Source organism: Sphingopyxis indica (assembly GCF_032879645.1).
GTDB classification, from domain to species: Bacteria; Pseudomonadota; Alphaproteobacteria; order Sphingomonadales; family Sphingomonadaceae; genus Sphingopyxis; species Sphingopyxis indica.
On sequence record NZ_CP076395.1, the window covers coordinates 356,858 to 381,970 of the forward strand.

General features: G+C 64.3%; 25 protein-coding genes and 1 tRNA gene. 18 read left to right on the forward strand and 8 right to left on the reverse strand.

From position 1 onward, the window contains the following. Window positions 1-4 precede the first annotated feature (4 nt). Window positions 5-913 (forward strand): prephenate/arogenate dehydrogenase family protein, encoded by a 909-nt coding sequence (locus tag KNJ79_RS22220; protein WP_317154062.1) that lies wholly within the window; start codon window positions 5-7, stop codon window positions 911-913. A 307-nt stretch (window positions 914-1,220) separates the two neighbouring features. Here the strand turns inward: KNJ79_RS22220 and KNJ79_RS22225 are convergent, their stop codons facing one another. From KNJ79_RS22225 to ftsE, 4 genes are read right to left on the reverse strand one after another with little or no spacing between them, the layout of a single operon-like run. Continuing rightward, window positions 1,221-1,943, reverse strand: coding sequence for a lysophospholipid acyltransferase family protein (locus tag KNJ79_RS22225; RefSeq protein WP_317154063.1), 723 nt, complete (start codon window positions 1,941-1,943; stop codon window positions 1,221-1,223). 7 nt (window positions 1,944-1,950) lie between these two features. Next, on the reverse strand, window positions 1,951-2,481 hold the full coding sequence (locus tag KNJ79_RS22230; RefSeq protein WP_089216110.1) for a YdcF family protein: 531 nt from the start codon (window positions 2,479-2,481) through the stop codon (window positions 1,951-1,953). Next, window positions 2,478-3,383: a cell division protein FtsX gene (locus KNJ79_RS22235; protein ID WP_317154064.1), complete on the reverse strand. Its 906-nt coding sequence runs from the start codon at window positions 3,381-3,383 to the stop codon at window positions 2,478-2,480. Before KNJ79_RS22235 ends, KNJ79_RS22230 begins: the two co-directional genes overlap by 4 nt. 10 nt (window positions 3,384-3,393) lie before the next feature. After that, complete coding sequence (gene ftsE / locus KNJ79_RS22240) at window positions 3,394-4,122, reverse strand: cell division ATP-binding protein FtsE (protein ID WP_089216112.1); 729 nt, start codon at window positions 4,120-4,122, stop codon at window positions 3,394-3,396. Window positions 4,123-4,280: 158 nt separating this feature from the next. Here ftsE and KNJ79_RS22245 point away from each other — a divergent pair, with 158 nt between their 5' ends. Further along, a complete protein-coding gene (locus KNJ79_RS22245) occupies window positions 4,281-5,063 on the forward strand; it encodes a zinc-ribbon domain-containing protein (RefSeq protein ID WP_317154065.1) in 783 nt (260 codons plus the stop codon). Between the two features lie 47 nt (window positions 5,064-5,110). On the opposite strand, the gene KNJ79_RS22250 is transcribed toward KNJ79_RS22245, so the two are convergent. Then, entirely contained in the window at window positions 5,111-6,172 is a 1,062-nt protein-coding gene (locus tag KNJ79_RS22250) for a YeiH family protein (protein ID WP_317154066.1), read from the reverse strand. Between the two features lie 283 nt (window positions 6,173-6,455). On the opposite strand from KNJ79_RS22250, the gene KNJ79_RS22255 reads away from it, so the two are divergent. The 12 genes from KNJ79_RS22255 (at window position 6,456) to KNJ79_RS22310 (ending at window position 20,378) form a co-directional block, all read left to right on the forward strand. Further along, window positions 6,456-6,532, forward strand: a tRNA-Arg gene (locus KNJ79_RS22255). A gap of 625 nt (window positions 6,533-7,157) precedes the next feature. Then, the gene (locus KNJ79_RS22260; RefSeq protein ID WP_317154067.1) at window positions 7,158-8,120 is read left to right on the forward strand and encodes an ArdC family protein; all 963 of its coding nucleotides are present in this window, start codon (window positions 7,158-7,160) and stop codon (window positions 8,118-8,120) included. Next, window positions 8,117-8,512 (forward strand): DUF2958 domain-containing protein, encoded by a 396-nt coding sequence (locus KNJ79_RS22265; RefSeq protein WP_317154068.1) that lies wholly within the window; start codon window positions 8,117-8,119, stop codon window positions 8,510-8,512. The genes KNJ79_RS22260 and KNJ79_RS22265 overlap by 4 nt, the downstream gene beginning before the upstream one ends. Before the next feature lie 124 nt (window positions 8,513-8,636). Beyond that, on the forward strand, window positions 8,637-10,775 hold the full coding sequence (locus tag KNJ79_RS22270; RefSeq protein WP_317154069.1) for a Spo0J and enkurin domain-containing protein: 2,139 nt from the start codon (window positions 8,637-8,639) through the stop codon (window positions 10,773-10,775). 97 nt (window positions 10,776-10,872) lie between these two features. Further along, window positions 10,873-11,178 (forward strand): hypothetical protein, encoded by a 306-nt coding sequence (locus KNJ79_RS22275; RefSeq protein ID WP_272790999.1) that lies wholly within the window; start codon window positions 10,873-10,875, stop codon window positions 11,176-11,178. Window positions 11,179-11,593: 415 nt separating this feature from the next. Next, the gene (locus tag KNJ79_RS22280; protein WP_015740132.1) at window positions 11,594-11,758 is read left to right on the forward strand and encodes a hypothetical protein; all 165 of its coding nucleotides are present in this window, start codon (window positions 11,594-11,596) and stop codon (window positions 11,756-11,758) included. Window positions 11,759-11,958: 200 nt separating this feature from the next. Beyond that, complete coding sequence (locus tag KNJ79_RS22285) at window positions 11,959-12,507, forward strand: hypothetical protein (protein WP_317154070.1); 549 nt, start codon at window positions 11,959-11,961, stop codon at window positions 12,505-12,507. Window positions 12,508-12,573: 66 nt separating this feature from the next. Continuing rightward, entirely contained in the window at window positions 12,574-12,990 is a 417-nt protein-coding gene (locus tag KNJ79_RS22290) for a hypothetical protein (RefSeq protein ID WP_317154071.1), read from the forward strand. Continuing rightward, complete coding sequence (locus KNJ79_RS22295; protein WP_317154072.1) at window positions 12,983-13,627, forward strand: antitoxin of toxin-antitoxin stability system; 645 nt, start codon at window positions 12,983-12,985, stop codon at window positions 13,625-13,627. The genes KNJ79_RS22290 and KNJ79_RS22295 overlap by 8 nt, the downstream gene beginning before the upstream one ends. A 157-nt stretch (window positions 13,628-13,784) precedes the next feature. After that, a complete protein-coding gene (locus KNJ79_RS22300) occupies window positions 13,785-18,107 on the forward strand; it encodes a strawberry notch-like NTP hydrolase domain-containing protein (RefSeq protein WP_317154073.1) in 4,323 nt (1,440 codons plus the stop codon). Beyond that, complete coding sequence (locus tag KNJ79_RS22305; RefSeq protein WP_317154074.1) at window positions 18,107-19,144, forward strand: DUF7146 domain-containing protein; 1,038 nt, start codon at window positions 18,107-18,109, stop codon at window positions 19,142-19,144. The genes KNJ79_RS22300 and KNJ79_RS22305 overlap by 1 nt, the downstream gene beginning before the upstream one ends. A gap of 307 nt (window positions 19,145-19,451) precedes the next feature. After that, the gene (locus tag KNJ79_RS22310) at window positions 19,452-20,378 is read left to right on the forward strand and encodes a DUF2493 domain-containing protein (protein WP_317154075.1); all 927 of its coding nucleotides are present in this window, start codon (window positions 19,452-19,454) and stop codon (window positions 20,376-20,378) included. 32 nt (window positions 20,379-20,410) lie between these two features. On the opposite strand, the gene KNJ79_RS22315 is transcribed toward KNJ79_RS22310, so the two are convergent. After that, window positions 20,411-20,911 carry a hypothetical protein gene (locus KNJ79_RS22315; protein WP_142174195.1) on the reverse strand — a complete coding sequence of 167 codons (501 nt, stop codon included), beginning with the start codon at window positions 20,909-20,911 and terminating at the stop codon, window positions 20,411-20,413. A 229-nt stretch (window positions 20,912-21,140) separates the two neighbouring features. Here KNJ79_RS22315 and KNJ79_RS22320 point away from each other — a divergent pair, with 229 nt between their 5' ends. Both KNJ79_RS22320 and KNJ79_RS22325 read left to right on the forward strand, forming a co-directional pair. Next, a complete protein-coding gene (locus KNJ79_RS22320; protein ID WP_317154076.1) occupies window positions 21,141-21,581 on the forward strand; it encodes a hypothetical protein in 441 nt (146 codons plus the stop codon). 571 nt (window positions 21,582-22,152) lie between these two features. After that, on the forward strand, window positions 22,153-22,479 hold the full coding sequence (locus KNJ79_RS22325; protein ID WP_009450558.1) for a DUF736 domain-containing protein: 327 nt from the start codon (window positions 22,153-22,155) through the stop codon (window positions 22,477-22,479). A 95-nt stretch (window positions 22,480-22,574) separates the two neighbouring features. Here the strand turns inward: KNJ79_RS22325 and KNJ79_RS22330 are convergent, their stop codons facing one another. Both KNJ79_RS22330 and KNJ79_RS22335 read right to left on the reverse strand, forming a co-directional pair. Beyond that, a complete protein-coding gene (locus tag KNJ79_RS22330; RefSeq protein ID WP_317154077.1) occupies window positions 22,575-23,816 on the reverse strand; it encodes a type II toxin-antitoxin system HipA family toxin in 1,242 nt (413 codons plus the stop codon). Beyond that, window positions 23,794-24,114: a helix-turn-helix domain-containing protein gene (locus KNJ79_RS22335; RefSeq protein ID WP_317154078.1), complete on the reverse strand. Its 321-nt coding sequence runs from the start codon at window positions 24,112-24,114 to the stop codon at window positions 23,794-23,796. The genes KNJ79_RS22330 and KNJ79_RS22335 overlap by 23 nt, the downstream gene beginning before the upstream one ends. Window positions 24,115-24,433: 319 nt before the next feature. Between KNJ79_RS22335 and KNJ79_RS22340 the strand changes: the two genes are divergently transcribed. Both KNJ79_RS22340 and KNJ79_RS22345 read left to right on the forward strand, forming a co-directional pair. Next, complete coding sequence (locus KNJ79_RS22340; protein ID WP_317154079.1) at window positions 24,434-24,700, forward strand: helix-turn-helix domain-containing protein; 267 nt, start codon at window positions 24,434-24,436, stop codon at window positions 24,698-24,700. 60 nt (window positions 24,701-24,760) lie between these two features. Further along, a complete protein-coding gene (locus KNJ79_RS22345) occupies window positions 24,761-25,036 on the forward strand; it encodes a DNA -binding domain-containing protein (protein ID WP_112830896.1) in 276 nt (91 codons plus the stop codon). Window positions 25,037-25,113 lie beyond the last annotated feature (77 nt).

Here is a 25,113-nt window from a genome sequence, read left to right on the forward strand (position 1 = left end):
GCGCATGGCGCGCACCATCGAGCGGCTCGCGATCGTCGGGCTCGGGCTGATCGGATCGTCGATCGCGCGCGCGGTGAAGGCGAAGCTGCCCGGCGTCGCGGTGACGGGCCATGACGTCAGCGCCGCGGTGCGCGAGGAAGCGGGAGCGCTCGGCCTTTGCGACCGGATCGCCGCCGATCCCGCCGAGGCGGTGGCGGACGCCGACCTGGTGATCTTCGCGGTGCCGGTCGGCGGCATGGCCGACGCGGCGCGCGCGGTGGCGCCGGGGTTGAAGGCAGAGGCGATCATATCCGACGTCGGCTCGTCGAAGGCCGGGGTCGGCGCCGCGCTGCGCGACGCCCTGCCGGGGCATCTGGTGATCCCCGCGCACCCGGTCGCGGGCACCGAGAACAGCGGTCCTGCGGCGGGCTTTGCGAGCCTGTTCGACGGGCGCTGGTGCATCGTAACCCCGCCCGCCGAAGCGCCCGCCGGCGCGGTCGCCGCGCTCGAGGCGTTCTGGAGCGCGCTCGGCGCCAGGGTCGAGACGATGGACGCCGCGCATCACGACATGGTGCTCGCGGTGACGAGCCACCTGCCGCACCTCATCGCCTATACGATCGTCGGCACCGCGAGCGAGCTCGAGGAAGTGACCGAGAGCGAAGTGATCAAATATTCGGCGGGCGGTTTCCGCGACTTCACGCGCATCGCGGCGAGCGATCCGGTGATGTGGCGCGACGTGTTCCTCGCCAACCGCGATGCGGTGCTCGCGACCCTCCAGCGCTTCAACGAGGATCTGACCGTGCTCCAGCAGGCGATCCGCCGCGGCGACGGCGACAAGCTGGAGGACTGGTTCACCCGCACCCGCGCGATCCGCCGCTCGATCATCGAGCAGGGGCAGGACGATGCGGCGCCCGATTTCGGGCGGAAGCATTAGGTCTCGTTTGGGGGGCTGGTGGTGACGGGCGGCTGGGGCGCTAGCTGAGTTTTTGCTGGTTTTTTTTGATCTCACACAAAGGCACGAAGGCACAAAGAGGGCGCACGAAGCACCTTTGTTTGCCAGTCCACGCGAAGCCTATCCTGCTTTCGTCGCCGCCTGCGGCAGGAAAGTGACGGTTGTGCAGACGATCTTCTTTGTGCCTTCGTGCCTTTGTGTGAGACTATTATGCCGCCGCGTCCCGAGCCAGCGCATTTGGTCCGGGCGCTGCACATCCTGCGACCCCGGCTTCCGCTAGGGCGGCGATCTATTCGGATCGCTCGAGCGCCTCGGGCGGGTTGAGCGCGTTGATCGCGCGCCAGACGCGGTGCTCGGCTTCCGTGCGCGGCAGGCCGGCGGGAATCGTTTCGCCGACGCGATAGGTGATCGTGCCGGGCCATTTGACCCAGCGGCGCGGCGGATAGACGAGGCCGCTGTTCACCGCGACGGGGATCACCGGCACGCCGAGCAGCCGATAGACGCCCGCGAAGCCCGATCGCAGCGGCGGCGCGAGCCCGTGCGGGACGCGCGTCCCTTCGGCGAAGAGGACGAGCGGGCGGCCCTTTTCGAGCGCGGCCCTCGCGGCATTCAGCATCGCGCGCATCGCCTTGCCGCCGCCGTCGCGGTCGACGGGGATCAGGCCATAGAGATGCGCCGCCTGGCCCCACACGGGGATCGAGAACAGCTCCTCCTTCGCGAACACCGCGGGCCATTTGAAGAGCAGGGGCTGGTCGATCGTCTCGAACGCGCCTTCGTGCTTGAAGACATAGAGCAGCGGGCTGTCGGGCATCGCGCCTTCGACGATGACGCGCTGGCCGAGCACGAAACGGGTGATGAAGCGGTGGAAACGCGCCCACATATGCACGAACCACTGCGTCGCGCGGTGCGACACGGGCAACGCGACCACCGCGCCGATCGAGCAGAGGGCGCTCATCAGCCCGAACAGCATCCAGAAGAGGATCGAGCGGAAAAGGGCGATCGCGTAGCGCATCGTGATATTACAGCCCGAGCAGGCCGCCCACCAGCCCCGCCAGATATTTGTGATATTCGCGGAACAGGGTGCTGAAGCTCGGCTCGCTGCGCACCGCATCGGGGACGATCGTCACATCCTTGCCGACCGCGCGGCCGATTTCATAGTGCGCGCGGCGCATATGCCAGTCGGTCGTCACCAGCCGCACCGTCCTGTAGCCCCGCCGCGCAACCCAGCTTGCGACCTCGGTCGCGTTCGAGCGCGTATCCTCGGCATCGAACCCCAGCGCGACGCAGCAGTCGAACAGCGCGAGCGGGCGCTTATATTCGGCGGCGAGCTCCTTGGGCTTCACCTCGCGCGCGACGCCGCTGATCAGCACGCGCTTTGCCTGCCCATCCTCGAGCAGTTCGAGCGCGCGGTCGATGCGCCCCGGGCCGCCGGTGAGCACGACGATCGCGTCGGTTTTCTGCGGTGGCGCGGGCATCGGCGGCAGCAGCGCGAACCAGGCGAAGCCCAGCACCCAGGCGAGGAAGAGGAGGGAGATCAGGCGCTTGATCATAATATCTTCTTGAGCGCGGCGAGCAGCGTCTGGCGCGCCGTCAAAGCAGCGAGCGCGATAGCCAATAGCGGCAGCGCCAGCAAGAGCGCCCAGCCGCCGGTGCCGAGCGAAGCGGTCGCGGCGAGCCCCGCGGTGACGCGCGACCATTGCCAGCCGACGAGCAGCAGAAGAGCCGCCGCGACCGCGGTGCCGAGCGCGATGCCATAGGCGGTGTCGATCGCGATGCGCCGCTGGAACAATCGCGCGATCTGGCGGTCGGTCGCGCCGATCAGGTGAAGCATCTCGATCGTCGCATAATGGGTGCCGAGCGCGGCGCGCGCGGTCATCACGACGACCGCGCCGCTCGCGAGGATCATCAGCAGCACCAGGCCGCCCGCGATCCACGCGAGCGAACGGATCAGCCGGGCGACCGGCCCCAGCCATTCGGCGTGCGGGATGACGCGCGCGCCCGGCGCGATCTCGTCGACCAGCGCTTTGAGCTGCGCGAGCTGGCGCGCACGGTCGCCGGCGGCAAGGTCGATGTCGACGAGCGCGGGAAGCGGCAGCGAGCGGAGCACCGGATCGTCGCCGCCCGCGCTGCCGAGCCACTGGCCGAGCGTCGCGAGCAACTCGTCCTGCCCGACCTGGCGCGCGGCGCGGACATAGGGTTCGCGCGCTGCGCTGCGCTCAAGCTCGGCCGCCTGTTCGGCGCGCGCCGCGGGGCCGGGGGTGACGATCTGCACCGTCACCCGCCCGGCGATCGCCTCGCCGATCGCCTCGGCCGCGCGCGCGAGCCCGACCCCGGCGCCGGCGGCGAGCAAAGTCAGCATCATCAGGATCGCGATCACCCACGGCGTCGGCCCCGACAGGCGCGGTTCGGGAAGCAGGCGGCGGTGCTGGACGGGAACGCGCGGAATGATCATGCGGCGCCCCTCACGACCGGTTCGGCGGATAGCGCAGCGCGCCGGTGGGGTCGGAAAGGCGTCCCTTTTCGAGCCGCATCATCTGCGCATTGTCGATGCGGCTGATCAGGTGGACGTCGTGCGTCGCGACGACGACCGTGGTGCCGAGCCGGTTGAGCGCCTCGAACAGGCCGAGGAGGCGCATCGCCATCTCGGGATCGACGTTGCCGGTCGGTTCGTCGGCGACGAGCAATTGCGGCCGTGCGATCACCGCGCGCGCGATCGCGACGCGCTGCTGCTCGCCGCCCGACAGCGTCGCGGGGCGCGCCTCGGCGCGCGCGTCGAGCCCGATCCAGCTCAGCATTTCCCCCACCGGTCCCGCCAGATCCTCTTCGCTCACCCCGGCGATGCGCAGCGGCAGCGCGATATTGTCGCGCGCCGACAGGTGCGGGATCAGCCGGAAATCCTGAAAGACGACGCCGATGCGGCGCCGAAAGCCGGGCAGGCGGTGACGCGGCATCGACCCCAGATCCTCGCCGAACAGCCGCACGATGCCGCGGCTCGGCCGCTGCGCGAGATAGAGCATCCTGAGCAGCGAGGTCTTGCCCGCGCCCGAAGCGCCGGTGAGGAAATAGAAGCTGCCCGGTTGCAGGTTGAAGCTGATGTCCGACAGGATTTCGCCATCGGGACCATAGCGCAGCCCGACATTGTCGAATTCGACCATCGCGCCGCCCGCGCGCTGCGTCGCGGCGCCCGTCATGACGCCAGATACGCGCCGAAAAGCGCGCCGCCTGCCCCGGAAATGCGATAGTCCGCCGCCCTCATGCGCCGGCTGTCGCACGGCCCGCCGCCGAGGTAAAGGCCCGCGCGCGACGCGGCGCTTGCAACGCCGCGAATCAGCGTGTTTAGAGGGGGGCCATGATCCTAGCCTGCCCGTCCTGCCACACGCGCTACGTCGTTCCCGATACCGCGATCGGACCGAACGGGCGCACCGTGCGCTGCGCCAATTGCCGTCACAGCTGGTTTCAGGAACCCGCCGCCTCGCTGGCGATGCCGCCGCAGCCCGCCGCATCCGAAACGCCGCCGGCGCCGCCGTCCTCGCCGCCGCCCGCCGCCGCCGAGCCTCGGCCCGGAACATCTTCCGCGGCCGCGCAGCCGGTCGAGGATGCGCCGCCCCCGCCGCCTCCGCCCGAGGCCTTCGCCGCCGCTGAAGCGCCCGCGCCGCGGCCCGCGCCTGCGCGCGCCGAGGAGGCGCCGCTGCCCTTCCGCCGCGCGCGCCGTAACCCCGCGAAACGCTGGACGCTCGTCGCGGGAATCGCGGCGCTGCTGATGATCGCGGCGACTGCGGCGCTCTATGTCTATGGCTTGCCCGACTGGGCGCAGGGGCTCGGCGGCGCCAGCGGCGAACCCGATCTGGTGATCGAACTGCCGCCGAACCAGGATCATCGCGAGCTTGCCGACGGCACCATCTATTTCGCCGCGTCGGGGGTGATCATCAATCCGACCGACCGCGAACAGCGCGTCCCGCCGATCCTCGCCGAGCTGCGCGATGCGCAGGGGACGATCGTCTACAGCTGGACGATCAAGCCGCCGGTGCGCACGCTGCCGCCGGGCGAAAAGGCGAATTTCAGCGAAGCGAAGCTCGACATCCCGCGCCGCGCGACGCAGCTGACGGTCAGCTGGGCGCTGCCCAAAGGCTGAACGATCAAGGGCTTGGCGTGACGCCACGCCGCCACGCCGCTACGCCGTCACAGGCTGAGCGCGGCGGCGAGCGCGAAGAGGAAGCTCGTCAAGGTCGCGACGATGATCGGCGCGAAGCTGCGCCAGCCCTGGTCGAGCAGCAACGCGAGCCGCGCCTTCATCGCGGTGGCGACGATCGCGAGCAGCAGCAGCGCCTGCGCCGTGGTCGTCGCACCGTCCTGCAAGGGCTTCGGGAAAGCGATCAGCGAATTGAGCGCCGCGAGCGCGAGAAAGCCGGTGATGAACCACGGCAGGCGCAGCGGAATCCGTCGCCCGGGCGCGGTTTCGCCGCGGCGTCCAAGCCATAGCGCGACGAGCATCAGCATCGGGGCGAACAGCGCGACGCGCGTCAGCTTGACGATCGTCGCGACCTCGCCGGCCTTTTGCGAGAAGGAAAAGCCGCCGCCGATCGCCTGCGCGACATCGTGGATCGACGCGCCGATCAGGAATCCGGCCTGCGTGTCGGTGAGCCCCAGCTGCGCGGCGAGCACCGGATAGAGCGTCATCGCGAGCGCACTCGCGACGGTGATGCCGACGAGGGTAAGGGTAAAGCGCGCCTGGTCGACGCGCCTGTCGCCGATCAGCGAGTAAAGCGCGAGCGCCGCCGATGCGCCGCAGATTGCGGTCGCGCCGCCCGCGAGCAGCGCGGCATCGCGATCCTGCCCGAACAGCCGCGCGCTCAGCGTCGTCGCGACGATCACCGCGAGCATGATACCGATGAGGAGAGCAAAGGGCTGTGGCCCCAGCTCGGCGAGTTGCGCGGCGGTGATCCGCGCGCCGACGAGGACGATGCCGATCCGCAGCGCGGTCTGCGACATCAGGTCGAGCCCTGCGTGGGTGCGCCGGTCCTGCGACAGGAAGGACAGGGCAAGGCCGATGAGCAGGCCCATCAGCACGATCGGCGCGGCATAATGGTCGGCGAGCCAAGCCGCGGCGAGCGCCGCAATCGCGGTGACGAGCGCGCCCGGCAGATAGTCGCGCACGCGCCGCTGCGCCGGCGGCGCGGCCTCGAGCTGCATTTCGCCATAAAGGTCGGCGGCCATCGGCCAGCGCCGTTCGGATGCCTGCATCGCGTCCCGTCCTTCCGTGCCGGGGCGCCTTCGCACATTGCCGCCGCGCGGTCGATAGGCCATTGCTGGCGCCGCAGAGCCCTGCTAGACGCGCCGCTCTACCGGCACCCGTAGCTCAGCTGGATAGAGCGCTGCCCTCCGAAGGCGGTAGTCAAGTCCGGCGAAGGCTGAATGTGTTGGAAAAAGGTACTGATTTAACAATGGCTTGAGCGAATATCGGGTTTGCTCTTCAAGAAGCCAAAAAACTCGCGTAAGCATGACGTAAGCACCTCGCGAACGGTATGCACCCGTAGCTCAGCTGGATAGAGCGCCGCCCTCCGAAGGCGGAGGCCAGAGGTTCGAATCCTCTCGGGTGCGCCATTTTTCCCATAAAAATCAAAACATTATCAACTCCCTCTTTTTGAGAGATGTTGCTTACGCGGCAAATCCACGTAAGCATGGATGCTCATTTATCTTTCTATAACAATATCTTGGACCTGATTCTGTTCTGCCTTGATCTCAAGCGAGCGTCTCGGCAGCCATCGTGTTCGCGATTATGGGCTGCACGCCTCTGTAAGCCAGGCCAGTAGCCACCGGTGGATCTTGCTGGACCGCCGCTTTTCCTCACGGCAAGCTTTCGCATTGTCCCTAACAGATGGGGCGTGGTCGGCAGATGATTCCCAAGCGGCGCAAAGGGTCGCCACCATTTCGAGAATATGGGTAGGGCGACCCGAACGGTCAGCGACGACTCCAACGCCTCGTGTGATCTTCGATTGAAAGCTGGAGGAAGACGTCAGCCATAGTCCGCCTTTGTGAGGGCTCCGCGCTCGTACAGAGGCCAGATATGGGGAAAGCCTTCCCCTGCGGCCGAGCCTTGGTCTCTGCCTACCCCTTCTGCGGGGAGACCCCGCAACGCCCCCTTCAGAGTGAGAGTGCGGACGGGTTTTCCGTGACGGGTTGAGGGCTGGAAGAGAGGCTTCCGGCGCCCGTCGCGGAGATTACACCGATGGCCAGACACGCTCACAGCCCCGCTGACGGTGGCGCGCGCAGCAACCTTTATGATGACATCACCAACAAGATCATCGCTGAGCTGGAGCAAGGCCGGCTACCCTGGGTCCAGCCCTGGGGCGCGTCGCCCAATACCGCCCCGCTGGGCCTGCCGAGAAATGCTTCAACCGGCCGGTCCTATTCAGGCATCAATATTCTCATCCTCTGGGGCGCTGTCATCCAGCATGGTTTCCCCGGCCAGGCGTGGCTGACTTTCCGCCAGGCGCTTTCGCTTGGCGGAAATGTCAGGAAGGGCGAACGTGGCACCACCGTCGTTTATGCCGACCGTTTCACCCCTGAGGACGAGAAGCGCCGTGCCCGCGAAACGGGTGAGGATGCGCATGCCATTCCGTTCCTGAAGCGGTTCACGGTCTTCAATGCCGCGCAATGCGATGGTCTGCCCGATGACATCACGGCAGTCGCGCCGCCACCGCCGCCGGGCCTGATCGAACCTCGGGTCGAGGCGCTGATCCGGGCCACCGGCATTGACTTCCGTATTGGCGGCAATCGCGCCTTCTATATGCCGTCGCTCGACTATGTGCAGGTGCCGCCTCCGCAAGCCTATTTCGAACCGATCAACTGGCACAGGACGGCCCTGCATGAGCTGGGCCACGCCAGCGGCCATCACAGCCGTCTCAACCGCGATCTGACCGGCTCGTTCGGCTCGAAGAAATACGCTTTCGAGGAGATGATTGCCGAACAGGCCGCAGCTTTCAGCTGCGCCGCGCTCGGGATCGTGCCGACCGTCCGCCATGCCGATTATATCGGGTCGTGGCTGGAGGTCATGCGCGAGGATTCCCGCGCGATTGTCCGCGCGGCCTCGCAGGCCAGCAAGGCGGCGGACTGGCTGCTGTCGCATATGCTTGCCGAAGACACCGGGGAGCCGGATGCGAGCGAAACCGACCGGAGGGCGGCGGCATGATCCTCCTGACCGGCGCACAGCGAGACCGCCTGCTGGCGAATGGTCGCCAGCGCGATCAGGATAACATCCCGGTCGTAAAGTTCTTCAATCCCATCGGTGAAGGCGTCTGGCTCGCTACCGAACTGGATGAGGATGACGACATCATGTTCGGCCTGGCGGATCTCGGCCATCCCGAACTGGGTTCGTGGAGCCTTGCCGAGATGCAGTCAGTCCGGCTGCCCTTCGGCATGGGCATCGAGCGCGACCTGCTGTTCACCGGCGATTTCCCGATCTCGGTCTGGGCCGAGGCCGCCCGTGAGACCGGCAGCATCCGCGCCGCCGAGCGTCTGCTCTACCGCGTCGGCGCGAGCTTTTCCCGTACATCCGCCGATACAGAAAACCGGAGTGCCTGATTTCCGGGTTTCAGGTTCTGCGGCTGGCGTCGCTCTCTTTAGAGGAAGAGGGCGGCGCTTCGCTTCGTGACGGGCTGATAGCCGGAGAGAGAGGCTCACCGGCGTCCGTCATGGAGTCACTGACATGGCCACTGCCGTTCAGAAGATCACCCTGTCGTCCTCGCGCGACATTCCCTTCAACAAGCTGGTGCTCAGCCAGTCCAATGTTCGGCGCGTTAAGGCCGGGATCTCGGTCGAGGAACTGGCCGAGTCCATCGCCCGTCGCGGCCTGATCCAGTCCCTGCATGTCCGCCCGGTGGTGGATGCCGAGGACAAGGAAACCGGCATGTTCGAGGTGCCCGCCGGCGGTCGCCGTTTCCGGGCGCTGGAACTGCTGGTCAAGCAAAAGCGCCTCGCCAAAATTGCGCCGGTCCCCTGCGTCGTGTCGGAGGTCAGCGCCGATGTGCTGATCGATGAGGTTTCGCTTGCCGAGAACATCGAGCGCGCACCGCTGCACCCGCTCGACCAGTTCCGCGCCTTCCAGGCTATGCGCGAAAAGGGCATGACCGAGGAATCCATCGCTGCCGCCTTCTTCGTGGACGCCAAGGTGGTGAAACAGCGCCTGCGTCTGGTTTCCGTCTCACCGGCGTTGCTCGACGTCTATGCTGAGGACGGCATGACGCTGGAACAGCTCATGGCCTTTAGCGTCAGTTCTGACCATGCCCGTCAGGAGCAGGTCTGGGAAGCGATCAAGGATGGCTGGCAGAAAGAACCCTACCACATCCGCCGCCTGCTGACCGAAACCACGGTTCGCGCCGCCGACAAGCGGGCGGTGTTTGTTGGTATTGCCGCTTATGAGGAGGCTGGCGGCTGCGTGCTGCGCGATCTCTTCCAGCAGGACGATGGTGGGTGGCTGCAAGATCCTGTGCTGCTCGACAGGCTGGTGGGCGAAAAACTGAAGGCCGAGGCCGAAGCCATCGCCGCCGAGGGCTGGAAATGGATCGAGGTCGCCATCACCTTTCCCTACGGTCACGACCATGGCTTGCGCCAGATTGTCGGCACCACGGTCGATCTGACCGAAGATGAACGCGCCACCCGCGAGGCATTGCGCGACGAATATGAGCGGCTTGAAGCGGAATATGGCGAGGCCGACGAACTGCCGGACGAGATCGACGCCCGCCTCAGTGAGATCGAACAGGCGTTGGAAACCTTCGAGCGCCGTCCGATGACCTTCGAGCCGGACCAGATCGGCATGGCGGGTGTCTTCATCAGCATCGACGCCGATGGCGCATTGCTGATCGAGCGCGGCTATGTTCGCGCCGAGGATGAAACGCCTGCGAAACCGGAAGCTGAAATCGTTGACCCGAAAACCGGCGAGGTGATCCAGCGGGCAGAACCGGAGGTAAGCCGCATGGGTGCAGTTATCACGCTGGGCGGCCAGGCGGTCGAAACTGAGGAGGAAGACGAGGCCGACACCATCAAGCCGCTGCCCGATCGCCTGGTCAGCGAGCTGACCGCGCATCGGACGCTGGCGCTGCGGGATGCGGTGGCAGTAAACCCGCATGTCGCCATGACGGCACTGCTGCACAGGCTGGTCATGGATTGCTTCATGCCGCATTCCAGCCGCGGTTGCCTCGAAGCACAGGTCCGCGAGGTGCATCTGCCCGCGCAGGCCGAGGATCTGCGCGACAGCGCTTCGGCCAAGGCGATCCAGGACCGGCACGAACGCTGGGGCGATCATATCCCGGCAGATGATGCCGCCCTCTGGGATTGGCTGACCGATCTGGACGATGGTTCGCGCATGGATCTGCTCGCCCATTGCGTCAGCTTCGGTGTCAACGCGCTATATGAAAAGCCCAACCCTTACAGCGGCGTGGGCGTCAGCCAGCACGGGCTGGACATCCGCCTGTCGCAGGCTGACCGGCTCGCCCGTTCGACCGGCCTCGACATGGTGGCCGTGGGTTGGCGACCGACTGTTGGCAACTATCTCGGCCGCGTGACCAAGCCGCGTATCCTTGAAGCCGTGCGCGAAGGGGCCGGTGACCGGGCCGCCGATCTGATCGGACACCTCAAGAAGGGCGACATGGCCAAGGAGGCCGAACGCCTGCTTGCCGATTCCGGTTGGTTGCCTGAGCCGCTGCGCATGGTGGACGATGGTATCGAAGTCGATCCGGCATCGGGCGCTGCGGCGGAAGCCGACGATCTGCCCGATTTCCTTTCCGGCGATGGCGAGGACGACCCGGCTGACGACGAGGAAGAACAGCATATGGTCGCTGCTGAATAGCACTCATGCGGGGCGGCTTCGGTCGCCTCGTTCCAACCGCTCCGTTTCCGTAACTCGCCCGGTCCTCGTGATCGGGCTTTTTCTTTGGAGAGCCGCCATGCCGATCAGTATCGACATCGATCAGATTTTTCTGGACGACCGCGAACATCCCCCTTCGGATCGAACCTTACCGTGGACCGAAACCCGCGATGGCATCACTGTTGTCGTGGAGCCAAAGCCTCACTGGTCCGAAGACATGCGGGTGTTCCGGCTCGATGCCCGTGAGTATTGCCGCTACGCCGAGTGGGCAGCTCATGGTGCTCGTGCCCGTTTCTTCGGTCATATCGATACCTCGGGCGATGATCTGATAATGAAGGCGCGCGCGATGATCGCCCGAGAAATTGCCGATGGGCTTTGGAGCTGAAGACCCGATCGCAGGGTGTCTGCCCGTGAGGATGGGAGGTCAGCGCCGGACGGATCCAATCCGGCTTCACCATGCAATCCGCCATTTCTATCAGGACAAGCGGCAGCCATCTCTGGCCTGAAGGGAACACGATCCCGATGCCAGCATGGTGGCAAGGCTGGCGCGGCAGAGCATCTGCGGGCGGGTATCTGGCATCCTGTCAGATGCGAAAACCACCCCCGCTTCCATTCGCAAACCTTGGTCTGATCCGCTTCTTTGCATTCAACCCATGAAGGGTCGGCTTACGCGAGCGTGCCGCCCTCGGGGATTCGGAAAAGTCCGAACGCCCGAGGGTGATTGCAGATCCGGTCAGACACTTCGGGCGCCTGTCGCGCGGGGGACGGTCCCCCGCCTCCAAAGACAGGAGCCGGAACCCATGTCCTATGCAGATGCCACCGCCTTCGCCGCCAGCCTCGCCGCCACGCTGATGGTCGAGATCGTCGTGTTCCAGGCCGGGGACGGCACCCACGCCGCTTGTCCCGCCGCCGAGTTCGACGGCGACGACGACATGGTGAAGCTGGAGCTGGATCCTTGGGGGTAAGGCGCGACCGCGCCTCATCCCCGACAGCCTGGCCGCGGCAAGCCCGCGACCGGGCCTTCAGCGCGTCGCGATGATTGCCCATCGCCGACGGCGGAACCGGGAACAAGCCCGGTCAGAGAGGAAGAGTGCGGGCCGTTCGGCCGTGACGGGTTGAGGGTCGGAGAGAGAGGCTCACCGGCGCCCGTCATGGAGTGATCCCGATGACCTTTGTCCGTTCCGAAACCTTCCGCTCCATCGGTCAGATTCTGGCTGCCGATGTTCTGCCCACGCTTTATCGGGCGCAAAAGCTGCCGCTGCGCATCTCGTGCCTCGGTGTGGCCAGCTATGACGCCAGTGACGCGGCGAACAGTTTCGACCGCGTGATCCCGCTTGGCGAATGCCCGTCACCGGAAGAGGCTATACAGGCCGCGACCTTGCGCCTGTCGCGCGGAGATATTTGCACGGGGCCAGACAGCTTCCCGTATTTTCAGCCGCGCATCATGCTCATTCAGGACCGTGATCAGCGCCTGGTCCTCGCCGGTGAAATCCGCGCTGACATTATCCTCTGGCAACAGCCGGTCGCATCCGATGCCGAGGCACGCAGGATCGTGACCGAGGCCAGCCGCCTGCGCGGTATGGCATTCCGGGTCTTGGACGCCGGTGATGCGAGACGGCTGCGTTACCGAGCCGCTTCGCTGGAGGCCCGGCTGGTCGACGCCTTCTGGCGCGAGACCGCGGCCGATCTGCTCCGCCTGCCGCAAGCCGCCTGAGCTTCACCCCTTTCCATCCCATTCGGCTCGGCCATACGCCGGGCCATGTCATGTCCGGAGACCGTCATGGCCGACTATTACACGCATTTTTCCTGCCTCCTCGACGTAGGCACCCCCGAAAACGCTGCCCGCGCGCTCAATCTCTACAACGCTCTGGCGGATGACAATGCCGCCGAAGATCCGCCCTCGGATGGCTTCCTGCTCTCCATCCAGCCAGAGCATGGCGGCACGCAACTCTGGATGCGCGATGATGTCACCGGCGATCCCGAGCATGTCGTCCAGTTTGTCAAACGCTGCGCTGCCGAATTTGGCCTGAGCGGATTATGGGGTTTCCAGTACGCAAACAGCTGCTCGAAACCGCGCATCGACGGATTTGGTGGCGGCGCGCATGTCCTCGATCTCGCCACCGGCGAAACGGTCGATTGGATCTATACCGATGGTTGGCTTTCCTCGGCTCTGGAAGGGAGAGATCCCTATGCCTGAGATCATCGAAACCACCGTGTATCGCCTGGGCGAATTGTCCGATGCGGCGAAGGACAAGGCCCGCGCCTGGTATCGTGAGGGTGGCTTCGACTATGACTGGTACGATGCCGTCTATGAGGATTTCCAGCGCATCGCCGAAATCCTCGGGCTGAACCTCAAGACCCGCACCATCCGGTTGATGGGAGGCGGCACACGGCAAGACCCCTGCATCTGGTTCCGGGGCTTCTGGTCACAAGGTGACGGTGCCTGCTTTGAATCCTGGTATTCCTACCGCAAACATGCACCGCGCCGGATCCGGGAATACGCCCCGCAGGACACCGAGCTGCACCGCATCGCCGATACCCTTCAGGCGATCCAGCGCCGCAACTTCTATCAGCTTCGCGCCGATGCCAGCCATCGCGGCCATTATTATCACGAATACTGCATGTCGATCTCGGTCGAGCGTGACAGCCCGACCTGGCAGGACATGACCGCTGATGCCGAGGAGACGATCATCGAGGCGCTGCGCGATCTGGCCCGATGGCTCTACCGCCAGCTTGAACGCGAATATGATTATCTGTCCTCGGACGAGGCGGTCGATGAAGCCATCGCCGCCAATGAATACATCTTCACCGAAGCCGGTCGCCGCTTCGGATGATCCTGAGAAGACACTGCCAAGCGCCCCGCCATCTGGTCGGGGCGCTTTTTCATGCTGCGATTTGAGAGTGAGCGGCGGGCCGGAAAGGGTCAGGTCCGGGTGGTCGAGAGAGAGCGCTGTCCGGGCTTGTCCTTCCCGCTCTCCTGAGGTTCTCGACATGAACATGGTTTTCCCCGTGACCGATCCGGCCACGCCGCTGGCGGCTGCGCCCGCGATCCTGGCTGCGGCCAATCTTCTGCTCCCCCATCTCGAACGCGGTCAGCGCGTCGATGCCGCCACATTGCGCGGTGCGATGGAAACCGCATTCGGCGCATCCGACGCTACTGGCGTCTGGGACTGGAAGCTGGCCTATGAGGCGTGCGAAGTCGCCACCGTCCTTTTCTTACGCAAATACGGAAAGGCGCTTTTCCGCAAAGCCTCGTCTCCGGCTGCCCGGATTTCCGTGCTGGCAAAGATCGCGACTCTGTTGCCCACGCAGACCCGGCGTTCCGAGGAAAGCCAGAACCTCCAGCAGTTCAGCACGCCTCTACCATTGGGCCTTGCCGCTTTGACAGCCGCTGCGATCACACCTGATGACAGGGTTCTGGAACCATCGGCGGGGACCGGCCTTCTGGCAATCCTGGCGCAGACCATCGGCGGCTCGCTTATCCTCAACGAACTGGCCGACACCCGCGCCGATCTTTTGGCCTCGCTCTTTCCGGCTTTCGCCGTCACCCGGTTCGACGCCGCCCAGATTGACGATCATCTGGCCCCGGATGCCGTCCCGTCCGTGGTGCTGATGAACCCGCCATTCTCGGTCATGGCCAATGTCAGCGGGCGTGTCGCTGATGCGGCCTATCGCCATGTTGCCTCGGCGCTGGCCCGCCTTGCTCCTGGCGGTCGGCTGGTGACGATCACTGGCGCAGGCTTTGGCCCAGAAGCTCCGGCATGGCGGTCGGCTTTCATCCGCTTGCAGGCGCGTGGCCGTGTGGTGTTCACCGCCGCCGTCGATGGCGCGGTCTATGCAAAGCACGGCACCACAATCGACACGCGGCTGACCGTTATCGACAAACGGCCCGCCGATGATCCTGGCATCTTCCCGGCCTCACCAGGCATCGCCCCCAATGTTGCCACGCTGATCGGATGGATCGAGGCGCATGTCCCGCAGCGTTCGCCGGTATCATTGCCGAAGATCGTGGTGCCTGCTTCGACCGCCGCGCCGAAAATCGTGCGGGGCTATTTGGCCCGCGCGACAGCTGCGCGGCCTCCTGCTGCTCCCGCCAACGATCCCGAGGGCGTTGAACTCGCCTATGAGACCGTGGACTGGACGCCACCGGAAGGTGCTCGCCTGTCCGATGCCATCTATGAGGAATATGCGCTGCAATCGCTGCGCATCGCTGGCGCACAGCCGCATCCGACCAAACTCGTGCAATCCGCCGCCATGGCCTCGGTCGCACCGCCGAAGCCTTCTTACCGGCCCATGCTGCCCGCTGACATCTGCGCGCGTCTGTCGGACGCCCAGCTTGAAACGGTGATCTATGCTGGTGAAGCCCATGCCGATCATCTCGCGGGTGCATGGACCGTGGACGAGCATTTCGACAATGTGAGCGCTGCACCCGAGGATGCTGCCGGATCGATCCGCTTTCGCCGGGGCTTCATGCTCGGTGACGGAACCGGCGCTGGCAAAGGCCGCCAGTCCGCCGCCATCATTCTCGACAACTGGCTGCGCGGTCGGCGCAAGGCGATCTGGATCTCTAAATCCGACAAGCTGATCGAGGACGCGCAGCGCGACTGGTCGGCGCTTGGCATGGAACGGTTGCTGGTCACGCCTCTGTCACGCTTCCCGCAGGGCAAGCCGATCACGCTGTCGGAAGGCATCCTTTTTACCACCTATGCCACGCTACGCTCCGACGACCGGGGCGAGAAGGTTTCCCGCGTCAAGCAGATCGTCGAATGGTTGGGCTCCGATTTCGATGGAGCCATCATATTCGACGAGAGCCATTCCATGCAGAATGCCGGTGGCGGAAAAGGAGAACGCGGCGATGTCGCTGCCTCGCAGCAGGGACGTGCGGGCCTGCGGCTCCAACATGCGCTGCCCGACGCCCGCGTGGTTTATGTCTCGGCAACCGGCGCCACCACCGTCCACAATCTCGCCTATGCGCAGCGCCTCGGCCTCTGGGGTGGTGAGGATTTTCCGTTCCAGACGCGTGCCGAGTTTGTCGAGGCGATCGAAGCTGGCGGCGTTGCGGCCATGGAAGTGCTGGCCCGCGACCTGCGATCTCTCGGCCTCTATACCGCCCGCTCACTCTCCTATGATGGCGTCGAATATGAACTGATCGAGCATCAGCTCACGGACGAACAGCGGCACATCTACGACTCATATGCTGCCGCCTTCGCCGTGATTCATGGAAATCTGGACGCGGCGATGGAAGCCGCCAACATCACCGGCAGCGAGGGGACGCTGAACCGGCAGGCGAAGTCTGCTGCCCGTTCGGCCTTTGAAAGCACGAAGCAGCGCTTCTTCGGCCATCTGCTGACCTCCATGAAAACCCCGACCCTGATCCGGTCCATCGATGCCGATCTGGAAGCGGGCCATGCCGCCGTCATCCAGATCGTCTCGACCGGCGAAGCCCTGATGGAACGCCGGCTGTCTGAGATCCCGACCGAGGAATGGAGTGACATTTCCGTCGATGTCACTCCGAGGGAATATGTCGGCTCGTATTTGCAGCATTCCTTTCCGGTGCAGCTCTATGAACCCTTCACCGATGGCGAGGGGAACCTGTCGTCACGCCCCGTCTTCCGCGACGGTCAGCCGGTTGAGTGCCGCGAAGCTGTAGCGCGACGCGACGAGATGCTGGAGCAGCTGGGTTCGCTTCCACCTGTCCCGGGTGCGCTCGACCAGATCGTGCAGCGCTTCGGCACGGATATGGTGGCGGAGGTTACGGGGCGTTCGCGCCGGATCGTGCGCAAGGGCGACGGTGCATCGGCACGCCTTGCGGTCGAGAACCGTGCACCCTCTGCCAACCTTGCCGAGACTTCGGCCTTCATGGATGACCAGAAGCGCATTCTGGTCTTCTCTGATGCCGGTGGCACGGGACGCAGCTACCACGCCGAACTCTCGGCGAAAAACCAGCGGCTGCGCGTGCATTACCTGCTGGAACCGGGCTGGAAGGCGGATGCTGCCATTCAGGGGCTCGGGCGCACCAACCGTACCAATCAGGCGCAGCCGCCGCTGTTCAGACCCATCGCCACGGATGTCAAAGCCGAGAAGCGCTTCCTTTCGACCATCGCTCGCCGCCTCGACACGCTGGGCGCGATCACACGCGGCCAGCGCCAGACCGGTGGTCAGGGGCTGTTCCGTCCCGAGGACAATCTGGAATCCGCCTATGCCCGCGATGCGTTGCGCCAGCTCTATCTGCTGATCGTGCGCGGCAAGGTCGAGGGCTGCTCGCTGGAGCGGTTTGAATCCGCCACCGGCCTGAAGCTGATGGATAGCAATGGTGTGAAGGACGACCTGCCACCGATCACCACCTTCCTCAACCGCCTGCTGGCGCTGACCATCGAGTTGCAGGGCATTCTGTTCTCGGCCTTCGAGCAGCTTCTGCAGGCGCGGATCGACGGGGCGATTGCATCCGGCACCTATGACATGGGGCTGGAAACGCTGAAGGCGGAAAGCTTCATCGTGACAGACCGGCAGGTGATCCACACCCATCCGGGCACCGGGGCGGAAACCCGGCTCCTGACGCTCACCGAGCGCAAGCGCAATCAGCCGGTCACGCTCGATGCGGCCCTCGCTGAACTGGATGATCCGCGTGCCAAACTGCTCATCAACGAGCGATCCGGTCGTGCCGCCGTGCAGATCCCGACCACCAGCGTCATGCTGGATGATGGCGAGATCGAACGGCGCGTGCGGCTGATCCGGCCCATGGAGGCGATGAACATTCCGGTTCGGGCGATGGGCGAGACCCACTGGATCGAGGCCGACCGTGCCGACTTCACCGTGGCCTGGAAGGCAGAACTGGCCGAGGTGCCGGAGTTCACCGACAGCATTCTGCATATGGTGACTGGGCTGCTTCTGCCGATCTGGAAACGGCTGCCGCAGGACTCCTCCTGCGTCTATCGGCTGCAGACCGACGAGGGCGAACGCATCATCGGTCGCCGGGTATCGCCGGCATGGGCTGCCAATGCCTCGACCAGTGGCGTTACCAGCAGCCTGACACCCGATGCCGCTTATGCCGCGCTGATCGAAGGTCGCACGATCCTTGATCTCGCCGAGGGGTTGCAACTGCGCCGCGTCCGGGTCATGGGCGCCAACCGGATCGAGCTGACCGGCTTTACTGACGCAATGCGTGACCGGTTGCGGGCCTATGGCCTCTTCAGCGAGATCATCTCGTGGAAACTACGCTTCTTCGTGCCAGTCGATGCAACGGGGCCGGAGATTACTGCCAAGCTGCTGCATCGCTTTCCGGTCGAGCGCATCGGTGAGCGGGAGGCCGCATAATGGCGCGTCTCAACGCTTCCGAACTGGCGCAGCGTCTCGGCCGACAGGCCGAGGCGGTGTGCCGTCACTATCTTTCGAATGGTCGCAAACAGGGCAATTACTGGCAGGTTGGCGATGTCCGAAACACGGCTGGCCGCTCCATGTTCGTCCGGCTGCACGACAGCGTGAAAGGCATTGCCGGTAAATGGCAGGACTCGGCCACGGGGGAATATGGCGATTTGCTCGACGTGATCCGGGACTCGCTCGGCCTGATCGACTTCGCAGACGTTGCCGAAGAGGCCCGGCGCTTCCTCAGCCTGCCGCATCCTGAACCGCAGCCACCATCCCGTCAGTGCCGAACACCAGCACCATCAGGATCATCCGAGGCCGCACGCCGCCTCTGGCGCATGACACAGCCGCTGATCGGTAGCATCGCACAAGCGTATTTACGCGGACGCGGCATTACGGATTTACGCCAAACCGCAAATCTGCGCTTCCATCCCAACTGCTACTGGCGGCCCGAGGACGATGGCCCGACTGAAACATGGCCCGCGATGATCGCCGCCGTCACCGACCTCGATGGCAGGATCACCGGCGCACACCGCACATGGCTGGCCCCGGACGGTTCCGGCAAAGCACCTGTTGATCCGCCGAGAAAGGCAATGGGCGACCTGCTCGGACATGCAGTTCGTTTTGGGGATGCGCAGGATGTCATGGCAGCGGGGGAAGGTATCGAAACCATCCTGTCGCTGCGTCAGGCTCTGCCTACCATGCCGATGGTTTCCGCGCTCTCGGCCGGACACCTCGCGGCCATCCTGTTCCCGCCGCAACTACGCAGGCTCTATATCGTCCGCGACAACGATCCGGCAGGTGACAGCGCCCGTGATAGCCTGGTGGACCGGGCGCACGAGGTCGGGATCGAGGCTATCACGCTCTCGCCCATGATGGGGGACTTCAACGAATATCTCGCAACTTACGGGCTGGATGCCGTTCGGGCAGAGGTCCGGGTGCAAATCGCTCCCGAGGACGTCAGCCGCTTCATGGCTTCAATTGCATAGCCGGCACGGGGCCGTGATCGGACCGTTCCGATCCTGTCATGCGTGCAGGCTGCATCCTGTCATCAGCAGAGGACCGCGCCTTGGCCTTCCGAGAGGGCGATCGGCCCACAAACGCTCCGGTCAGGCAATGGCGGCGCCCGACTGATTTCCGTCGGCGGGCAAGCCCGCCTTTACAGCGCGAAACAAATCAGCCGGGCTTTGCCATCAAGGCCCTCGCCAGAGGCTCGCGCTGCCAGACCGGAGCGCCCGTGGGCGTGTCTCGCCATGAAGGCCGCGACGGTCGCGGTCCAACTGACGGAAGCATCCCATGTACGCGCACGACGATTTCGAACCCGATCACAGCACGTCCCCGACCGGCCATGCCATCGAAGAACTCGAACTCTACGGCTACCGTCCCTCCGAAGACGAGGCCGATCCCCGGATTACACCCGAAGATCACGTCATCCAGGGCGCAGTCTCCGACATCTTCGACGCCCTGATTTCCACCATGGCCGACACCAGCCTCGATTTCGACCTCGACGAGATCCTCTGGTCCACCGTCAACACCTTCCACCGCGCTATCGAGCGGATCGAGACCAAACTCGACGATAACGAGCAGGCACAGAAGCGCCTTCAGCGTGAACAGGATGGCAGCGAGGTCAAATCCGTCCAGCTCGAAACCCTGATCGGCGCGGGACAAAGCCTGATCGAGCGCCGCGACAGCATGGAAACCTTCCGCGATACCGCCGCCGACATCTATCTGCGCACCACCGGAACGCCCTGGTCGCAACGCTCCGGCTCACGGGTCAACCATCGCCAGATGACCTCGGCCATGATCGACAGCCGCGACTTCATCGCCGCAAAACGCCGGGCCGACAACGAGGTGCTGCTGCCCGCCGGACCGAAAATCGCTTTCTCGGGCGGTGACACCACCGATCACCGGACGATCTGGGCCAAGCTCGATCAGGTCCACGCCAAGCACCCGGACATGGTGCTGATGCATGGCGGATCGCCCAAGGGCGCGGAACGCATCGCGGCCACATGGGCTAATAACCGCAAGGTCGCACAGGTCGCCTTCAAACCTGACTGGGCGAAACATGCCAAGGCAGCACCGTTCAAGCGCAACGACCAGATGCTCGGCATCATGCCGATCGGGGTCATCATCTTCCCCGGCACCGGCATTCAGGACAACCTTGCCGACAAGGCCCGCAAGATGGGCATCCCGGTCTATCGCTTCGGGACCGGCAGCGCGTGAGCGCTGCCGGTTCGGCATAACGCCATTGCGCACTACTGCAAGAGCGCCAGGTCCTCCCAGCGAATCCGGAGATAACGGCCTGAGCGCTTTGGCAATTGCTTGCGGCTGACCATTCGCCCGGAGACCTGGAACTCCGCATTTATTTTGACCACGAGCAACTTGTTGAAATGCCTCGATGTATCCACCATCACTACGTCCTTGGTCTTGAAAGGTGTGATGGTTTTGATTTCGACATGATCGTTTTCGAGCCTGCCGTCCGAACCCTGCGCGTAGGTCTTGTTCAACTTGATGCCGTAGGTGATGGCACCGAACAGCTCACCGATGTCGCCATACACGGACAAATGCAGGCCCGTCTCCAGATGGTAGCTCTCAGCGAGTGAGATCAGGTCCTCAAAATACGGGATCATTGATCGGATGGCGTTTGGATACTTCGCTCCCCATTCCTTGTGGCGAAGCTGTTCGTCAATGTCTGACCAGGTTACCCATTCGCCGTCATCATAAAATGCCCGATCTGACCAATCGACTTCTGCCATAAACTTTAACCCGCATCCTTCCGCCCAACGATATGGTCATCGTAGAGGTGCAGCAGATACTGGTCCACCAGACGCATAAGCTTTCTCATTCAAACTGCTAGTTTTCGGACAGGCCTGGCCTCGAAAGCCATCGCTTCTCGCGCGGTGAGAGGAATGCTGCTATGCTGTGATTGCGCCATGGTGGTGGTGGAAGGCGCAGCCGTCCGACCTTTTGCACGGAGTCACCACCATGATCGTTCTCGGAATTATTGTTTCCATTGCAGCCATCGGCACCATGTGCTGGCTGCTGTTCAATCTCGCCGTCTTTGCCCTGCCGTTCTTTATCGGCCTGAACGCAGGCATATGGGCCTATGGCACGGGCGCTGGCTGGCTTGGCGGCATCCTCATCGGTCTTATCGCTGCGGGTCTGACACTGGCGGTCGGTCAGGGCCTGCTCATGCTGGTTCGTCCGATCTGGGCACGGCTGCTGATCGCTTTGGCCTTCGTTGCCCCGGCGGGCATGGCAGGGTTTTACGCTACGCTCGGGATCGTCAAACACATGATGCCGTCCGAGACCTGGCAGATCATCTTTTCGGTAGTCGGTGCGGTCGCGGTGGGCGTGACGGCGTTCCTGCGCGTTGCAGGCATGGCGGCAACCGGCCCTGCGGACGGGAACCTTGCACGCACCTGAACTGGAGTGACCCGTAGAGGCAGGACCAGAAGCGGATACGGATCATCTGCCGTCTTCGTCAGGAGGCGGGTGGGTAGATAGCGTGTGGATCCCGGGGCAGCGTGAGGCACAGGCACGGTCCATAGGAGCGCAGGACGGTCAGTGCCAGCATTCGAGGACTGACCGAAAACCGGTTGGGGCAATGCCGATAGCACAGGCCGGACAAAAGGATGTGCACGGCCTGAAACGCAGGGGACCAGACAAGCCGGTGCGCCGGTCTGGTCATTCTGATGGAGCCTCGAGGTTGCCACCGTCCCCGTTCACCCCCCCCCCGTGTCTCGACCGCTCCAAACGGCCTCTTCAATGGCCTGATCTGGCCGAAAACCAGCGCGATGCGCTTCGACCGCTCTAGCGCAACAGCGTCGTCACAACTTTCTTCCCCTGCCGGCAAAGCCGACATTCCGCGCGGAACAAGAAATTTTCTCCTGTGCTGTCCAGCCCCTTTGGGGTGCGCCAGCGTTCGTCTCCGGCCGGTCGATCGCCATAGAGGCCGCAATGGTGCGGGCTCGGAAACGGAAATCGGAGACTTAAAATGGCAACCATCGGCACCTTCAAGAAGACCGGCTCGAACGAATTCACCGGCGAAATCGTCACCCTCAGCGTCCAGGCCAAGGGCGTGCGCATCATCCCCGACCTGCGCGCTACCGGCGAGAACGCCCCCAGCCACCGGGTTCTGGTCGGCCGCGCCGAGATCGGCGCCGCCTGGTCCAAGCGCTCCAACGAGGGCCGCGACTATCTGGGCCTCAAGCTGGACGATCCAAGCTTCAACGCTCCGATCTACGCCAACCTCTTCGACGAAGAAGACGGCGAAACCTTTTCCCTCATCTGGTCCCGCCCCAACGGTCGCCGCGGCGACTGAGGCGCCGAACAAAGGCTCCGACCGCAAGGTCGGGGCCTTTCCCGTGCCCGCGGGAAAGCCCGCCAGGCCCGGTGATCTGTCCGGGCTGGAACTGCTCAGCCGGTCAGGATCGGGATCATGGTTTTCACATGGGCGTCGATCCGTTCCAGCACGAGCGGGGGGACCGCCTCGCGTTCCGGCAGGGTCCACCATTTCGCATCAATCCGCCGCACCGTTTCGACAACGGCCTTGAGCACGGCTGGCTCGGGAAGCCTTGCCCGATTGGCAAACGTCTTCCAGCGGGCCGGAGCCAGGCCCTTGAAGGCTCGCTCGCCGCCCAGAGACAGCGCCAGCCCATCTGCCGGAATATAGGGAACGGTCGAAAGCATGTCGTAGATCGGTGCAAGAGCGGGCGTGTCGCCGTCGCCCGGATAGATCAGCGACCAGTTCTTGAGGTGCATGTCGCCATTGCCCATGACCACCGAGAAGGTCAGCCGCCGGACAAACTCCAGCGCGGTGAACGGCGAGATCGCAACATTCAGCACAGAGGCGATGTCGTGGGAGGCGGCGCCATCATATTTGCGCGCCGGGTACAGGCCGAAAACCTGCGCGAAATCCTCGATATGGATGCGCTGCCCGTCTGCCCCGCGATCAAAACGCCGCACGAGCAGGACCAGCCCCTCGGCAAGTGTTTCGAACTCTTCAGGAATGCCCTCGAACTGGTCCCGGCTGACCAGTTCCCGCTCGGGCACGTCCATGCCGATGGCTTCGGCAAGCGCGAGGTTCGCGAACTCGTTTTCCGACACGCCCGGAAAAGCGGTCGAGGGGAATTTCGCAATATACTGGCCCTCGTCATCCCCAAGCGGCAAGGTCAGTCCACCGCCCTTGCCCGTGTTCTTCATCACCGAGAGCTTCATCTGCACGCCTGCCAGCGAGAAGCGGGCCTTGGGCCGCCCTTGGGTTGGCGCCGCCCCGATGCCGGGTTGACCGTCACTGGGCAGCACCCGAACGGCACCCGGCAGATCCGCGCCCAGAGCTGCCAGGAGATCGAAATCATTCCCCGGCCGCACATTGCCCGCATGGTGCTTTTCCATCGCCTCGCGCAGCCGGTCTTCGGGTAGCAGGTTGGCAAAGAAGGGCGGCAGGCTGCCTGCGACAGGTCGCGGATCCTTGCGCAGGCCCCCTGATGCCGCGCGCAGGGACAGGCTCAGAACCGGGATGCCGCCGGTCGCGCGATAGGCCGGATCAAGGCTGAAGGCGTTGAAATCACCCGGCGTCCTGACGATCGTGCCAACCTTCGCACTGTTCAGGAACACGTCCAGTGCGGTGATGGTCTCAGCGGTACGGACGGCTGTCATCGTCGCTCTCCGGTTGCGGGCTGAAGGCCGGATGATCATCCTCGGCCTCGGGGCGCAAAAGCGCCTCGATGGCGGGCACGATTGCCTGCGGGACCAGCATCATTTCCAGCCCAAGCGCCCTGGCAATGTTGATCAATGTCGTGGTGCGCGCAGCCGCCGCCCCCGTCTCGATGTCGCGGTAGCGCGGGCGCGAAATGCCCGCAAGATCGGCCACCTGCTCCTGGGTCAACCCCGCTGCAATACGCGCGCGGCGAAAATGGTCGCCGATCAGCCTCAGTGTTTCTTCTTCCGCCTTCATGTGATGCCTTTACGGATCATTTTTGCTGCACTGATCTGGATGGGTATCATATCCAGCGCAAAACGCAAAGAAAATGATCTCCAAACATATCACGATTATTTCCCGTGGAGCGTTTGGGGATCATCTTGCGCTGGTCGGCACTACGGCCAGCACAAGTGCTGCAATTGCGGCATACGGGCGAATCAGTCGGGCTGCATGCTCAGCCGTGCAAATGACGCCCTGGCCAGATTCGACGAATTCGTATGGCGTATCGGGCGAAGGCGACTAAAATAGCCGTAGTTCTGGAATGCGCGCCGGTCGCGATGGGAGGTGATCATGCATGATCACCGCTCGACAGTCGCGGGCCGCACGCGCGTTGCTGGGTTGGACGCAGGAGACGCTTGCTGACAAGGCCCGAATATCGCTGACTGCCCTGAAGCGCCTCGAGTCCGAGAACCGGCTCGAGGTGTATGAGACAACGCGGGATCAGGTGCGCCGGGCGCTTGAAGCAGCAGGGATTGTTCTCCTGTCCACGGATCGCGGGCAAGGAGTATTGCTGGTTCATGACCAAGACGAGAAGAGATACCGAGAGATCCGTGACGCCTGACCGGCGCCGGCGACATCATCAATCCGCTGCGGCGGCCTGCGCCCTGCGGCGGCCCTCGACATGACATTCGCAGTCGTCCCCTTTGACGACATCGCGCCTGTCGCCGACGAGCTGACCGAATATGATCGCGCGCACGTCAAACTCTACATGCGGCTGCTTGATGCTGACGCCGATGGTGCGGAATGGACCGAAGCCGTCAACATTCTGTTCGGTATCGACCCCGCCCTGGAACCAGTGCGCGCCCGGCAGGTCCATGACAGCCATCTGGCCCGCGCGCGCTGGATGACACAGAGCGGCTATCGCCAGTTGCTCCGCCGTCCGACAGATCGGACCTGACCTCGGCGCCATCGCACCAGTGATGCCCTCAGAGCATCACCCCATGTCTTTGTCCCGGCTTCCATCTCGGTAGATGC